This window comes from Paracoccus sp. NIOT.M2S5SZ12, from assembly GCF_057748165.1.
The window spans coordinates 20300-35033 of sequence record NZ_JBYLFR010000019.1; the positions used below are offsets into that span (position 1 = coordinate 20300).

At 71.6% G+C, this 14734-nt stretch carries 12 protein-coding genes; 9 read left to right on the forward strand and 3 right to left on the reverse strand.

Annotated features, from left to right (window positions below; translation table 11 throughout):
• Positions 1–21: 21 nt before the first annotated feature.
• The 9 genes from AC2SGK_RS15115 (at position 22) to AC2SGK_RS15155 (ending at position 11768) form a co-directional block, all read left to right on the forward strand.
• Positions 22–2112: a TonB-dependent siderophore receptor gene (locus tag AC2SGK_RS15115; RefSeq protein WP_488324330.1), complete on the forward strand. Its 2091-nt coding sequence runs from the start codon at positions 22–24 to the stop codon at positions 2110–2112.
• On the forward strand, positions 2106–2993 hold the full coding sequence (locus tag AC2SGK_RS15120) for an ABC transporter substrate-binding protein (protein WP_488324331.1): 888 nt from the start codon (positions 2106–2108) through the stop codon (positions 2991–2993). Before AC2SGK_RS15115 ends, AC2SGK_RS15120 begins: the two co-directional genes overlap by 7 nt.
• Positions 2990–4948, forward strand: coding sequence for a Fe(3+)-hydroxamate ABC transporter permease FhuB (gene fhuB / locus AC2SGK_RS15125; protein WP_488324332.1), 1959 nt, complete (start codon positions 2990–2992; stop codon positions 4946–4948). Before AC2SGK_RS15120 ends, fhuB begins: the two co-directional genes overlap by 4 nt.
• Positions 4945–5718 (forward strand): ATP-binding cassette domain-containing protein, encoded by a 774-nt coding sequence (locus AC2SGK_RS15130; RefSeq protein WP_488324333.1) that lies wholly within the window; start codon positions 4945–4947, stop codon positions 5716–5718. The genes fhuB and AC2SGK_RS15130 overlap by 4 nt, the downstream gene beginning before the upstream one ends.
• A gap of 12 nt (positions 5719–5730) precedes the next feature.
• Entirely contained in the window at positions 5731–7428 is a 1698-nt protein-coding gene (locus tag AC2SGK_RS15135) for an ABC transporter ATP-binding protein (protein WP_488324334.1), read from the forward strand.
• Between the two features lie 120 nt (positions 7429–7548).
• Positions 7549–8865, forward strand: coding sequence for an acetamidase/formamidase family protein (locus tag AC2SGK_RS15140; RefSeq protein WP_488324335.1), 1317 nt, complete (start codon positions 7549–7551; stop codon positions 8863–8865).
• A 114-nt stretch (positions 8866–8979) separates the two neighbouring features.
• On the forward strand, positions 8980–9642 hold the full coding sequence (locus AC2SGK_RS15145) for a GntR family transcriptional regulator (RefSeq protein WP_411838884.1): 663 nt from the start codon (positions 8980–8982) through the stop codon (positions 9640–9642).
• A 12-nt stretch (positions 9643–9654) separates the two neighbouring features.
• On the forward strand, positions 9655–10863 hold the full coding sequence (uxuA, locus tag AC2SGK_RS15150; protein ID WP_488324336.1) for a mannonate dehydratase: 1209 nt from the start codon (positions 9655–9657) through the stop codon (positions 10861–10863).
• The gene (locus AC2SGK_RS15155; protein WP_488324337.1) at positions 10860–11768 is read left to right on the forward strand and encodes a sugar kinase; all 909 of its coding nucleotides are present in this window, start codon (positions 10860–10862) and stop codon (positions 11766–11768) included. The genes uxuA and AC2SGK_RS15155 overlap by 4 nt, the downstream gene beginning before the upstream one ends.
• Positions 11769–11778: 10 nt before the next feature.
• Here the strand turns inward: AC2SGK_RS15155 and AC2SGK_RS15160 are convergent, their stop codons facing one another.
• The 3 genes from AC2SGK_RS15160 to kduI are packed head-to-tail and all read right to left on the reverse strand — an operon-like array spanning position 11779 to position 14724.
• Complete coding sequence (locus tag AC2SGK_RS15160) at positions 11779–13176, reverse strand: mannitol dehydrogenase family protein (protein ID WP_488324361.1); 1398 nt, start codon at positions 13174–13176, stop codon at positions 11779–11781.
• A 1-nt stretch (position 13177) separates the two neighbouring features.
• Complete coding sequence (kduD, locus tag AC2SGK_RS15165; protein WP_488324338.1) at positions 13178–13903, reverse strand: 2-dehydro-3-deoxy-D-gluconate 5-dehydrogenase KduD; 726 nt, start codon at positions 13901–13903, stop codon at positions 13178–13180.
• On the reverse strand, positions 13900–14724 hold the full coding sequence (gene kduI / locus AC2SGK_RS15170; RefSeq protein ID WP_488324339.1) for a 5-dehydro-4-deoxy-D-glucuronate isomerase: 825 nt from the start codon (positions 14722–14724) through the stop codon (positions 13900–13902). Before kduI ends, kduD begins: the two co-directional genes overlap by 4 nt.
• Positions 14725–14734: the final 10 nt, after the last annotated feature.

Below are 14734 nucleotides of genomic sequence, written 5' to 3' on the forward strand. Positions count from 1 at the left end.
TCCGTCAACATTCAGGTTGCCATGACCCGCTCATTCCGCCCGCTCGGCCTTGCCGGCGCCAGTCTTCTGGCGCTTTCCACCGCACCCGTCCTGGCGCAGGACGCCCAGAACCCGATCCTTCTGGACGAGATCGTGCTGACCGCGACCTCGGACGCGTCGGTGCAGGCGGACGGCTATGTCGGCACCCAGGCCCAGGTCGCCACCAAGTCGAACACCCCGGTCGCCGAGACGCAGCAGTCGATCTCGGTCGTGACCAGCCAGCAGATCGAGGATCAGGGCGCGCAGAACCTGGGCCAGGCGCTGAACTACACCGCGGGCGTGCTGGGCCAGCCCTTCGGCGCGGACCCGCGCTTTGACGCGCCAACCGTGCGCGGCTTCGAGGCGCGGGGGTCGCAATATGTCAACGGCCTGCGCCAGCTGCGTGATTTCGGCGCCCCGGCCTATGAAATCTACGGCCTCCAGCAGGTCGAGGTGCTGAAGGGGCCGAACTCCAGCCTCTATGGCGCCGGATCGCCCGCGGGCATCATCAACCAGGTGCAGAAGCGCGCCCAGGATCGCGACTTCTCCGAAATCGGCGCGGGCGTCGACAGCTTCGACAGCGCGCAGACCTTCTTCGACGTGAACCGCGTGGCCGGGCCCGCGCTGTCCTGGCGCCTGACCGGCATCCTGCGCGACAGCCAGACCCAGATCGAGGACCTGACCAACGAACGCGGCTATCTGGCCGGGGCGCTGCGCTATGCGCCCGACGACGCGACGACGGTGGACGTGATTGCGTCCTATACCAAAGATTCGCCCATCTCGCCGCCGGGCGTGCCCTTTGCCCTGACGCAGTCGGACGATGGCGAGGCGCTGCGCGAGCGCTATTTCGGCGAGCCCGGCTTCGACGACAGCGACCGCGAGATGGCCGATCTGGGCCTCGAGATCAGCCATCAGCTGGACAATGGCTGGACCCTGTCGCAGGGCTTCCGGGTGGAACGGTTCGACTGGACCTATACTGGCCATTATGTCAGCGGCCTGACGCCGGATGGACAATCGGTGACGCGCGGCGCGAACTTCCAGGACGAATCGACCACCGGCGTGAACCTGGACACCCGCCTGTCGAACCGCGTGACCACGGGCAGCGTCACCCATGACCTGCTGCTGGGCCTGGACATCCGCCAGTATGACGCGGACACGACCACGCGGTTCTTCACCGGCCAGCCCATCGACGCCTCGAACCCCGTCTATGGCGGCCTGCCCGATGCGACCGCCTGGTACACCAGCATCAGCGACGTGACGCTGAAGCAGGTCGGCCTCTATGCCCAGGATGAGATCACGGTGGGCAACTGGCGCGGCAGCTTGGCGATCCGCCACGACTGGACCGAGCAGACCGGGACCGAGTTCACCAATTTCGCGGGCGAAAGCACCGTCGATCAGTCCGACAACGCCACGACCGGCCGCGTCGGCCTGGGATATGTCATGGCAAACGGGGTGATGCCCTATGCCAGCTACTCGACCTCGTTCGATCCGACCATCGGCACGGACACCACCACCGGAGAGACGCTGAAGCCCACCGAGGGCAAGCAGTGGGAGGTCGGCGTCAAGTATCAGCCGGCGGGCTTCGACGGGCTGTTCAGCGCCGCGGTCTATGACCTGACGCAGGAGAACCTGGTCCGCAACCTGGGTCAGGGTCAGACCCGCCAGGTGGGCAAGGTCCGCTCAAAGGGTCTGGAGCTTGAGGCCACCGCCGCGCTGAACGCCAGCTGGGACCTGCGCGCCAGCTATGCCTTCAACGAGACCGAGCAGAAGACCGGCCCCGAGGACGGGCTGGAAATGCCCAACGCGCCGCGCCACCTGGCCAGCCTGTGGCTGGACCATGACTTCGGGAACGGCCTGCGTGCGGGTGGCGGCATCCGCCATATCGGCGAACGCAAGGGCGATTTCGCCAACAGCTTCGACTTGGACAGCGTGACCCTGGTCGATCTGGCCGCGACCTACACCCGCGGCAATGTCGAGGCCAGCCTGGCCCTGAACAACCTGACGGACGAGGTCTATCTGGCCAATTGCGGCTCCTTCGGCTGCTATTACGGCGAGGGGCGCAGCGTCGCCGCCAAGGTCGCCTACACGTGGTAGGGTCCGGGGCCATATCGCCCCGGCCCGGCCGCCGCGCCGTCCTGACCGCCGCCGCCGGCCTGATGCTGGCGGCGGCGCTTCCCCTGCATGCGCAGCCCGCCGCGCGGCTGGCGGCGATCGATTGGGCGATGCTGGAGACCGCCGTGGCCCTGGGCCGCATGCCCGTCGCCGCGACCGAGCTGATCCGCTATCGCGCCGATATCGGCACGCCCGCCATCCCCCCCGAAGTCACCGATCTGGGCCTGCGCGGCGCGCCCAACTTCGAGCTGCTGCAGCTGGTCCGCCCGACGCTGATCCTCAGCTCTCCCTATTACACGCAGTTCGAGGGCCGACTGACCGCGATCGGCCCGGTCCTGTCGCTGCCCTTCTTCCTGCCGGAGGAGCCGCCCCTGCCCAAGGCGATGGCCGCGCTGGCCGCCCTGGCGGAGGCGCTGGACGACGCGCCCGCAGGCGCCCGGGCGCAGGCCCGCGCGGAGGCCGAACTGGACCGCATCCGCGACCGCCTGGCCCCCCATGCGGGGCGCCCCGTGGCGCTGGTCGAGATCGGCGATGCCCGGCATCTGCGCGCCTTCGGCTTCGACAGCCTGTTCGGCAGCACGCTGACGCGCATCGGCCTGACGAACGCCTGGACCGAACAGACCGCCTTCAGCTTTCTGGCCCCCGTGCCGCTGGAGCGCCTGGCCGACATGCCCGACGCGACGCTGGTGATCGCCGGACCCGTCCCGCCCGAGGCGCGCCGCGGGCTGGAGCGCAGCGTCCTGTGGCGCGCGCTGCCGCAGGTCGCGGCGGGCCGCGTCCGGCAGCTGCCGCGCATCAACGCCTTCGGCGGCGTGCCCTCCGCGCTGCGGCTGGCGCAGGCGCTGGAGCGGGTCCTGGCATGACCGCGGCGTCGCGCATCGCGCTGGCGCTCGGGGCGCTGGCGGCGGCGGCGCTTTGGCTGCACGCCGCGCGCGGCCTGCCCTGGCCCGCTTGGCCGCTGGACCCCGCGGGCCAGAGCCTGGACCAGATCCGCATGGGTTGGGGGCTGATGCCGCGCGGGGTCGTGGCGCTGCTGGCGGGCGCGGCCCTGGGCCTGGCCGGGGCGCTGCTGCAGGTGGTGCTGCGCAACCCGGTGGCCGATCCGACGACCCTCGGCATCAGCGCGGGCGCGCAGCTGGCGCTGGTCCTGGCCACGATCCACGCCCCCGCGCTGATGACGGGTGGGCGCTGGCCGGTCGCCATGGCGGGCGGGCTGGCGGCCGCGGTGCTGGTCCTGGGCATCGGCGCGCGGCGCGGCTTCGCCCCGGTCACCATGGTCATCGCGGGCATGCTGGTCGGGCTGACCGCCTCGGCCGTGGCGACCGCGATGACGCTGGCGCAGGGCGAATACCTTTTGTCGCTGGTCATCTGGAACGGCGGCGCGCTGGTCCAGCAGGACTGGACCGGGGCGCGCAACCTGGCCCTGCTGCTGGCCGCGGGCGGCCTGGGGGCCGCGCTGCTGGCCCGGCCGCTGCGGGTCCTGTCCATCGGCGCCGAGGGCGCGGCGGGCCTGGGGCTGAACGTCGCGCTGATGCGGCTGGCGGCGGTGACGCTGGCGGTCGTGGTCGCGGCGGGCGTCTCGGCCGAGCTGGGGCTGATCGCCTTCGTGGGACTGGCCGCGCCCGCCCTGGCCCGCGCGATGGGGGCGCGGGGCATCACGGCCCTTCTGGGGCTGTCGCCGGTTCTGGGGGCGCTGATCCTGTCGGTCTCGGACGGGCTGGTGCTGGCCTGGGCCGGCGCGGGCGGAGAGACCTTTCCGACCGGCGCGCTGACCGGGCTGGTGGGCGGCCCACTGCTGATCTGGCTGCTGCCGCGCCTGCGCGGCTCCACCCCGCCGGGGACCGAGGCCGGCGACGGCCCCGCCCCCCGGCTGGCCCGCCCCGGCCCGTGGCTTCTGGCGCTGGCCCTGCTGCTGGTCGTGGCGGGGGCGCTGATGCTGTGGATCGGCCGCGTGCCCGGAGGCTGGGCCGTGCTGGAGCCGCAGGCCCTGGCGGCCTTCCTGCCCATGCGTCTGCCGCGCCTGATCGCGGCGGCGGGTGCAGGGGCGGCGCTGGCGCTGGCGGGGGCGATCCTGCAGCGGCTGACCGCGAACCCGCTGGCCTCGCCCGAGGTGCTGGGCGTGTCGGGCGGCGCGGCGCTTGGCTATGCGGGGGCGGTCTTTGCGCTGGCCACGCCGGGGCTTGCGGCGCAGGGCCTCTCCACCGCCGCGGGGGCGGCGCTGGCGCTGGTGCTGGGCGTGACCGCGCGGCGCGACATGCCGCCCGAACGGGTGCTTCTGGCGGGGATCGCCGTCTCGGCGCTGGCCTCGGCGGTGCTGTCGGCGATGATGGCGGTGGGCGATGCGCGGGCCTGGGCGATCCTGGCTTGGCTCAGCGGGTCCAGCGCCGCGGCCACGCTGCCCGGCGCGCTGGCGCTGGCGGGGCTGGCGCTGGCGGTCTGGGCCGCGGCGCTGGCCCTGTCGCGCTGGCTGGCGTTGCTGCCCCTGGGGCCGGCGGTCGCGGGGGGCTTGGGCCTCGACCCGCGGCGTGCGCGCGTGGTGCTGATCGCGCTGGCGGGCATCGCCACGGGGGCCGCTACGCTGATCACCGGGCCGCTGTCCTTCGTGGGGCTGATGGCCCCGCACCTGGCCCGCCGCATGGGTCTGGCGCGCCCCGCCGATCAGATGACCGGCGCCGCGCTGATCGGCGCGGGGCTGATGCTGGCGGCCGATTTCGGCGCCCGCATGGCGGGCTTTCCCTATGAGCTGCCGCTTGGCCTCTTCGCCTCGCTGATCGGGGCGCCCTGGCTGATCTGGCTGATGACACGGAGACCCGCATGACCCTGTTCCGCATCCGGAACCTCAGCGTCCGCGTGCCGGGCCGCACCCTTCTGGACGATCTGACACTGGACCTGCCCGCGGGCCGGGTGATCGGGCTGATCGGCCATAACGGCTCGGGCAAGTCCACGCTGCTCAAGGTGCTGGCCCGGCAGGCCCCCGGCCGCATCGAGGGGCAGGTCGCCTTCGAGGACCGCCCCCTGTCGGAGTGGCGCGGGCGGGCGCTGGCCCGCAGGCTGGCGGTGCTGCCGCAGACCCTCCCCCCGGCCGAGGGCATGACGCTGGCGGAACTGGTGGCGCTCGGCCGCTTTCCCTGGCACGGCGCGCTCGGTCGCGCCGGCCCCCGCGACCAGGCCGCCATCGCCGCGGCGCTGGACGAATGCGGCGTGGCGGATCTGGCCGACCGGCTGGTCGACACCCTGTCGGGCGGCGAGCGTCAGCGCGGCTGGCTGGCCATGCTGGTCGCGCAGGAGGCGGGCACGCTGCTGCTGGACGAGCCGATCAGCGCGCTGGACATCGCCCATCAGGTCGAGGTCCTGTCGCTGGTCCGCCGCATGTGCCACGATCAGGGCCGCAGTGCGGTGATCGTGCTGCACGAGGTGAACATGGCCGCCCGGTTCTGCGACCACATCGTGGCGCTGAAGGGCGGCCGGCTGGCGCTGCAGGGCGGCCCGGCCGAACTGATGCGCGCCCCCGCGCTGATGCAGATCTATGGCCTGCCGATGCAGGTCCTGACCCGCGACGACGGCCTGCCCGTCGCGATCCCAGCCTGAAGGACGACCCGAATGCGCAGCTTCTTTTCCTATTACCGCCCGTTCCTGGGACTGTTCTGGCTGGATTTCGGCTGTGCGGTCCTGTCGGGCCTTCTGGAACTGGCCTTTCCGCTGGCGGTCACCTGGTTCATCGACACGCTGCTGCCGCAGGGCGACTGGTCGCTGACGGTGGCGGCGGCCGGGGGTCTGCTGGCGCTCTATGCGGTCAATGCGGGGCTGCTGACGGTGGTGATCTACTGGGGCCACAAGCTGGGCATCAACATCGAGACCGCGATGCGCGCCCAGGCCTTCGACCACCTGACGCGGCTGTCCTGGCGCTGGTACGACCGCGCCCGCACCGGCAAGCTGGTGGCCCGCGTCACCCGCGACCTGGAGGAGATCGGCGAGGTCGCCCATCACGGCCCCGAGGACGCCTTCATCGCGCTGATGACCTTCGTGGGCGCCTTTCTGCTGATGTTCTGGATCCATCCGCAGATGGCGCTGATCGTGGCGGCCATCGTCCCCGCGATGCTGGTCCTGGTCATCGTCTATGGCGGGCGCATGACGCGGACCTGGCGGGCGATCTATGCGCGGGTGGGCGATTTCAACGCCCGGCTGGAGGAGGCCCTGGGCGGGGTCCGCGTGGTGCAGGCCTTCGGCAACGAGGCGCATGAGAGCCATCTCTTTGCCGCCGACAACGCCCGCTATCGCCAGGCGAAGCTAGACGCCTATCGCGTCATGGCGGCCTCCAGCGCGCTGCAGTACATGGGCCTCAGGCTGGTGCAGGTCATCGTGATGGTGGTGGGCGCGGGCTATGTCCTGTCGGGCGACCTGACGACCGGGGGCTTCGTGGGGTTCCTGCTGCTGGTCGGCGTCTTCTACCGCCCGCTGGAAAAGATCGCCGCCGTGATCGAGACCTATCCGCGGGGCATCGCGGGCTTTCGCCGCTTTCAGGAGCTGCTGGCCACCGACCCCGAGATCGCCGACAGCCCCGACGCGGCCGAGGCCCCCGCCCTGCGCGGCGAGATCCACCTGGAGGGCGTGGGCTTCGCCTATGAGACGGGCCGTCCGATCCTGACCGACATCGACCTGGAGATCCGCGCCGGAGAGACGGTGGCCTTCGTGGGCCCGTCGGGGGCGGGCAAGACCACGCTTCTGGCGCTGCTGCCGCGGTTCTACGAGCCCACCGCGGGGCGGATCACCGTGGACGGGCAGCCCCTGACCGCGATGCGCCTGCACAGCCTGCGCCGCCAGATCGGCCTGGTCAGCCAGGACGTGTTCCTGTTCGGCGGCACGCTGCGCGAGAACATCGCCTATGGCCGCCTGGACGCGACCGAGGCCGAGATCCGCGAGGCCGCCGCGCGGGCGCAGCTGGACGACCTGATCGCGGGCCTGCCCGAGGGGCTGGACACCGTCGTGGGCGAACGCGGCGTGATGCTGTCGGGCGGGCAGAAGCAGCGCGTGGCCATCGCCCGCGCCTTCCTGAAGAACCCCCCCATCCTGATTTTGGACGAGGCGACCAGCGCGCTGGACAGCCAGACCGAGCGCGAGATCCAGTCCGCGCTGGACGCCCTGTCGGTCGGGCGCACCACGCTGGTGATCGCGCACCGCCTCGGCACCATCCGCAACGCCGACCGCATCGTGGTGATGCAGGCCGGACGCATCGCCGAGACCGGCAGCCATGCCGAGCTGATCGCCCGGCGCGGCCTCTACAGCCGCCTGGCGGCCTGAGGCCCGCGCAGGCCGCCCGCCCGCGACCGGCTGTCACGCAGGCGCGGTCGCGGGCGGGCTTGCAGTCCGCGCGGCCTGCCTTAGGCTGGGTGCATCATCAGCACCCACCCGGAGGATCCCATGCCAGACGGAAGCGTTCCCGCGTCGCGCCGCAGCGTCGTCGTATCGGAGTTCACGAACAGCGTCCTGGACCCGGCCGCGCCCATGCTGGGACCGGTCGAGAACGGCGGCACCATCATCGCCAACACCGCGCCCGGCTGCTGGGGGCCGATGATCACGCCCCGCCTGCGCGGCGGGCACGAGGTCACCACCCCCGTCTTCGTCGTGGGTGCCGAGGTCGGCGACGGCGTGGCCATCCGCATCCGCGACATCACCGTCACCTCGGTCGCGACGGCCTCGGGGCACGACACCTCGCCCGAGGGGTTTTGCCTGGGCGATCCCTATGTGGCCGCGCGCTGCCCGACCTGCGACACCGTCTGGCCCGAGACCCATGTCGAGGGCACCGGCCAGGACGCCGTCCGCTGCGATGCCTGCGGCAACCCGGTGACCCCGTTCGAGATCGCCCACGGCTATACCGTGACCTTCGACGAGACGCGGACCGTGGGCCTGACCCTGCCCCGCGACGCGGCCTGGACCATTGCGCAGGACGCCGACCGCTATGCCGCCCTGCCCGACGGCAGCCGCCAGCATTCCATCCTGACCTTCGCGCCGTCCGACATGCCGGGCACCCTGGTCCGCACGCGGCCCTTCCTGGGACAGCTGGGCACCTGCCCGTCGATGGCCATGCCCGACAGCCACAACGCGGGCGATTTCGGCGCCTTCCTGGTCGGCGCGCCGCATGATTACGCGATCACCGCCGAACAGCTGGCGCAGCACAAGACCGACGGCCACATGGACATCGACGCGGTGCGCGCGGGCGCGATCCTGGTGGCGCCGGTCAAGGTGCCGGGCGCGGGCGTCTACATGGGCGACATGCATGCCGGTCAGGGCGACGGAGAAATCGCGGGTCACACGATGGACGTGGCCGGCAGCGTCACCCTGCAGGTCGAGGTGGTGAAGAACTATCCGCTGGACGGCCCGGTGCTGTTCCCGCTGGCCGAGGATCTGCCGCCGATGGCGCGCCCCTTCTCGACCGCGGAACGCGCCCGCGGCCAGCGCCTGGCCGAGAAATGGGGCGCGGGCCCGATCGAGCCTGTGGCCCCGATCAGCGTCATCGGCACCGCCGCGAACCTGAACGACGCCATCACCAACGGGCTGGAGCGCGCGGCGAGGCTCTTGGGCATGAGCGTCCCCGAGGTCCGCAACCGCGCCACCATCAACGGCGCGATCGAGATCGGCCGCGCGCCCGGCGTGATCCAGGTGACGTTCCTGGCGCCGCTGGCACGCCTGGACGCCGTGGGCCTGGGCGATTACGCGCGCGAACAGTACGACCTGTGATCCCGGTCGCCGCCGCGGCATCGCGGCGGCGACCGTCAGTTGTCTTCGGGAAACATCTTTACTAGTATGGAAGTATGGTATATGCCGGGGATCAACTGATCTCTCACGGTGCCCATGATTCCGATCCGCTCCGCCACCACTGCCCAGCAGGTCCATGACTGGCTGCTTGCCTGCGTGCTGCGGGGCGACCTGCTGCCCGGCGCGCGCCTGTCCGAGACCGAGATCGCGGCCCAGGTCGGGCTGTCGCGCCAACCCGTGCGCGAGGCGTTCATCCGGCTGGCCGCAGACGGGCTGGCCGAGGTGCTGCCACAGCGTGGGACCTATATCGGGCGCATCTCGATGCGGGCGGTGCGCTCGGCGCGCTTCATCCGCGAGGCGGTCGAGGCCGACCTGGCGCGCGAGGTCGCGCGGCTGCGCCCCGACCTGGGCGCGATGGCGGCCGAGCTGGACCTTCAGGCGCAGGCCGATGCCGCGGGCGACGTGCCGGGCTTCATCCAGTCCGACGACCGCTTTCACCGCGCCATGGCCGAGGCCGCGCAGCAGCCCGGCGTCTGGCACGACCTGGAGCGGCTCAAGGCGCAGATGAACCGCATGCGGCACCTGTCGATGCGCGTCTTCGACCGCAGCGCGACCATCGCGCAGCACCGCACCATCCTGGCCGCGCTGCAGGCGGGCGACGCCGATGCGGCCGAGGCCGCGATCCGCACGCATCTGCGCCAGATGCTGACCGAGCTGCCGCAGATGGCGGCCGATCATCCCGATTACTTCACCGACTGAAAGGGTCCCCGCATGCGACAGACCTGGCGCTGGTTCGGACCAGCCGATCCCGTCTCGATCGACGACATGATGCAGGCCGGCGTGCAGGGCGTGGTCAGCGCGCTGCACCACGTCCCCACCGGACAGGTCTGGACCCCGGACCAGATCCGCGCCCGGCAGAAGGCCATCGCGGTGATGCGCGACGGCGCGCCCTCGGGCCTGACCTGGGACGTGGTCGAGAGCCTGCCCGTCTCCGAGGCGATCAAGACCCAGACCGGCGACTGGCGCGCCCATGTGGCGGCCTGGGTGCAATCGCTGCACAACCTGCATGCGGCGGGGCTGCGGGTCATCTGCTACAACTTCATGCCGGTGCTGGACTGGACGCGCACCGATCTGGCCTGGCGGCGGCCGAACGGCGCACGCTGCATGCGGTTCGATCTGACCGATTTCGCGGCCTTCGACATTCATATCCTGGAACGCCCCGCTGCGGCCGAGGATTTCCCCGAACCCCTGCGCGAGGCCGCCGCCCGCCGCTTTGCGGACATGTCCGACGACCGCCGCGCGGAACTGGCCAAAAACGTCGTCTTCGGCCTGCCCGGTGCCGCCGATCACCTCAGCATGGAAGGGGTGCGCGACCTGCTGGACAGCTATGCCCCGGTGACCGACGCGGTGCTGCGCCGCCATTTCCACGACTTCCTGGAACAGGTCGCCCCCGTCGCGCAGGATCTGGGGATGCGGCTCTGCTGTCATCCGGACGATCCGCCCTTCCCGCTCTTGGGCCTGCCTCGCGTCATGTCGACCGAGGCCGATTACGCCGAACGCATGGCCGCGGTGGACCTGCCCGCGAACGGGATCACGCTGTGTTCGGGCTCTCTGGGGGCGCGGCCGGACAACGACCCGCCCAGCATGATGCGCCGCCTTGGCGACCGGGTGCATTTCCTGCATCTGCGCAACGTGCGCCGCGACGGCGAGGCCGTCCCCGACAGCTTCTTCGAGGACGAGCATCTGGGCGGCCAGACCGACATGGTGGCCCTGATCGACGCCGTCCTGGACGAGGAGGCCCGCCGCCGCGCCCAGGGCCGTGCGGATGCCGTCATCCCCATGCGCCCCGATCACGGCCAGGACATCCTGGACGATATCGGTCGCGGCGGTCAGCCCGGCTATCCGGCCATCGGCCGCCTGAAGGGCCTGGCCGAGTTGCGCGGCGTCGAGGCCGCCCTGTCGCGACGCCCCCGCCCATGACCCGCATCCTGTCCATCGGAGAGGCCATGGTCGAACTGTCCGGCGCGGGCCAGCCCGACCTGTGGCGCGCGGGCATCGCGGGCGACACGCTGAACACCGCCTGGTATCTGCGCCGCCTGCTTGGGGCTGACTGGCAGGTGGGCTATCTGACGCGGGTGGGGACCGGGCCCTTTTCGGACCGCGCGGTGGGGTTCATGGCGGCCGAAGGGCTGGACGTGACCCATATCGCCCGCGACCCTGCGCGCGAGATCGGCCTTTATGCCATCACCCTGGCCGACGGGGAACGCAGCTTCTCCTATTGGCGCGACAGCTCCGCCGCGCGGCGTCTGGCCGATGATCCGGCGGTGCTGGCCCGCGCGCTGGAGGGCTGCGCGCTGGCCTATCTGTCGGGCATCACGCTGGCGATCCTGCCGCCGGAGGGGCGCGGGCATCTGATGGATGCGCTGGCCGCGGCGCGGGCGCGGGGCACGCGGGTGGTCTTCGACCCGAACCTGCGCCCGCGCCTGTGGGCCGATGCCCCGACGATGCGCCGCGTGGTGCAGGAGGCCGCCGGGCAGGCCGATCTGGTCCTGCCCAGTTTCGACGATGAGGCCGCGCATTTCGGCGATGCCGATGCGCGCGCGACGCTGGACCGCTATCTGGCGCTCGGGGCGGGGCATGTAGTGGTCAAGAACGGCGGCGGCCCGATCGCGTGGGACGGCACCCATGGCGCGGGCGGCATCGACGACCTGCGCCCCGAGGCAGCCGTGGACACGACCGCCGCGGGCGACAGCTTCAATGCGGGCTATCTGGCATCTTGGCTGGCGCGGCCCGATTGCGGCGCGGCGGTGCGGGCGGGCCATGCGCTCAGCCGGCAGGTGATCCGCCATCCGGGCGCGCTGGTGCGCGCGGCCCTGCCCTCCTGACCCGCGCGGGTCAGGCCACCGCCGCCCGCGCGCCCTGTTCGACCAGCCGCTGCAGCGCGCCCGACAGGTCGCGCACGAAGCCCGCATCGCGGCGCAGCGCCTGCGGAAAGACCTGTTCCAGCGCCATGGCGTTCTGCACCGTGCGGGCCGGGTCGCCGTCCCACAGCGCGGCCAGCCCTGCTGCCATCGGGTCGCGCACGTCGATGGGCGCGCCCGCCTCGTCCCGCCCCGAGGCATAGCGCAGCCAGGCCGCCACCGCCAAGGTTAGGCCCGGCACCGCCCGCCCCGCCGCGCGGCCTTCGGCGATGGTGCCCAGGATGCGCTGCGGCAGCTTCTGGCTGCCATCCATGGCGATCTGCCAGGTCCGGTGCCGGATCGCCGGATTGGCGAAGCGCGCGGCCAGCGCATCGGCATAAGCGGCCAGATCCACCCCCGGCGGCGGGGTCAGCGCCGGGATGATCTCGTCGCGCCACAGTCCCCGGACATAGGCGGCGAAGACCGGGTCCGCGACCGTTTCCGCGATGGTCTGATGCCCGGCCAGATAGCCCAGATAGGCCAGCGCCGAATGGGTGCCGTTCAGCATCCGCAGCTTCATGTGCTCGAAGGGGGTGACGTCCGCGACCAGCTGCACGCCGACCGCGCCAAGGTCCGGGCGGCCCGCGCAGAAGCGGTCCTCGACCACCCATTGCCGGAAGGGTTCGTGCATCACCGGCGCCTCGTCGCGCGCGCCGGTCAGCGCCTCCAGCCGGTCCAGATCGGCGGGCGTGGTCGCGGGGACGATGCGATCCACCATGGTCGCGGGAAAGGCGCCGTTGGCCGCGATCCAGTCGGCCAGGCCCGGGTCGATCCGCCGCGCCAGGTCCAGCACCACGCCACGCACCACGCGGCCGTTCTCCGGCAGGTTGTCGCAGCAGAGGACGGTGAAGGGTGCCAGGCCCCGCGCGCGGCGCAGCGCCAGCGCGCGGACCAGAAAGCCCGGCGCGGATCTGGGCAGGGGGCTGTCCAGATCGTGCCGGATGTCGGGATGATCGGCGTTCAGGCGGCCCGTCGAGGGCTCATGGCAGTAGCCCTTCTCGGTCACGGTCAGGCTGACGATGCGGACGGATGGCGCGGCCATCGCCTCCAGCACCGCCTGCGGGTTCTCGGGCGCGACCAGCACGCCCTGCAGCACGGTCACGACCTGCGGGGTCTCTCCCTCCGGGCCCAGCTCCAGCGCGGTATAGGCCCAGCCCTGCGGTTCCAGCCGGTCGCGCGTGCCGGGCGATTGCAGCGAGACGCCGATGATGCCCCAATCGCCGCCCGAGGCCGCCATAGCCTCTTGGACATAGATCGCGCCATGCGCGCGGAAGAACGCGCCCAGGCCCAGATGGACGATGCCCGCGGGCGCGTCGGAGGGGGTGCGGTGCAGCCTATCGGGCAAGCCAGCCTCCGTCGACGTTCAGGATCGCGCCGTTGACATAGTCCGATGCGGGTGCCGCCAGGAACACCGCGGTCTGGGCGATGTCCTCGGGGCGGCCCCACCGGCCGGCGGGGATGCGCTCCAGGATGGCGCGGCTGCGGTCGGGATCGGCGCGCAGCGCCTCGGTGTTGTTCGTCTCGATATAGCCCGGCGCGATGGCGTTGACGTTCAGCCCGCGCCCCGCCCACTCATTGGCCATCAGCCGGGTCAGCCCCGCCACGCCATGTTTCGACGCGGTATAGGACGGCACCCGGATGCCGCCTTGGAAGGACAGCAGCGAGGCGATGTTGATGATCTTGCCCCGCCCGCGCGGTAGGGCGGCGCGCGCGAAGGCCTGGCAGGTGAAGAACAGCGCCTTGGCGTTCACGTCCATCACCGCGTCCCAATCGGCCTCGGAGAAATCCACCGCGTCGTCGCGGCGGATGATGCCCGCGTTGTTCACCAGGATGTCGATGGGCTGGTCCGCGAAGACATCGCGCGCCGCCATCGGATCGGCGAAATCGAGCGTCAGCGACCGGCCCGACCCCATCAGCGCCACCGTCTCATCGCAGTCGCGGCGACCGCTGGCGATGACCTCGGCCCCGGCCTGGGCCAGGGCCACGGCGATGGCCCGGCCGATGCCGGTATTCGCGCCGGTCACCAGCGCGGTGCGGCCCGCAAGGGAAAAGGCGCTCACCGCAGGTCCCCCGGCTGGATGAAGTCCATGTCAGTGTAATCGACATTGTCCCCCGCCATCGCCCAGATGAAGGTATAGGCGCCGATGCCCGCGCCCGAATGGATCGACCAGGAGGGCGACAGGACCGCCTGTTCGTTGGCCACAAAGATGTGGCGCGTCTCCTGCGGTTCGCCCATCAGGTGCAGCACGCGCGCCTCGGGCGCCATGCCGTGATAGAGATAGGCCTCCATCCGGCGGTCATGGACATGGGCGGGCATGGTGTTCCAGACCGACCCTTCCAGCAGGGACGTGTAGCCCAGGACCAGCTGGCAGCTTTCCATGACCAGCGGGTGGATGAACTGCATGATGACGCGCTTGTTCGAGGTCTCGGTCGCGCCCATCTCGACCTTCTTGGCCTGATTGACGGTGACCAGCCGGTGCGGCAGCGCGCGATGGGCGGGGGCCGAGGTGATGTAGAACCGCCCCTGCCCCGAAAAGGTCACCGCCCCCGCGCCCATGCCCAGATAGAGCACGTCGCCATTGGCCATGTCCCAGCCCTGGCCCGCGGCCTCGACCCGGCCCGGCCCGCCGATGTTCACGATGCCCATCTCGCGGCGGTCGAGGAAGCTGGAGGTGCGGGTCTCGGCCACCGCATCCAGGACCAGCGATGCGCCGGCCGGCACCGCGCCCCCCAAGACGAAGCGGTCGTAATGCGTGTAGGTCAGCCGGATCTGCCCTTCGGCGAACAGCCCCTCGACCAGGAAATGCTGCCGCAGCCGGGCGGTGTCCATGCCGCGGGCGTGGTCGGGATGGATCGCGTGGCGCGTCTCGACATGGGTCATCGGGGGTCCT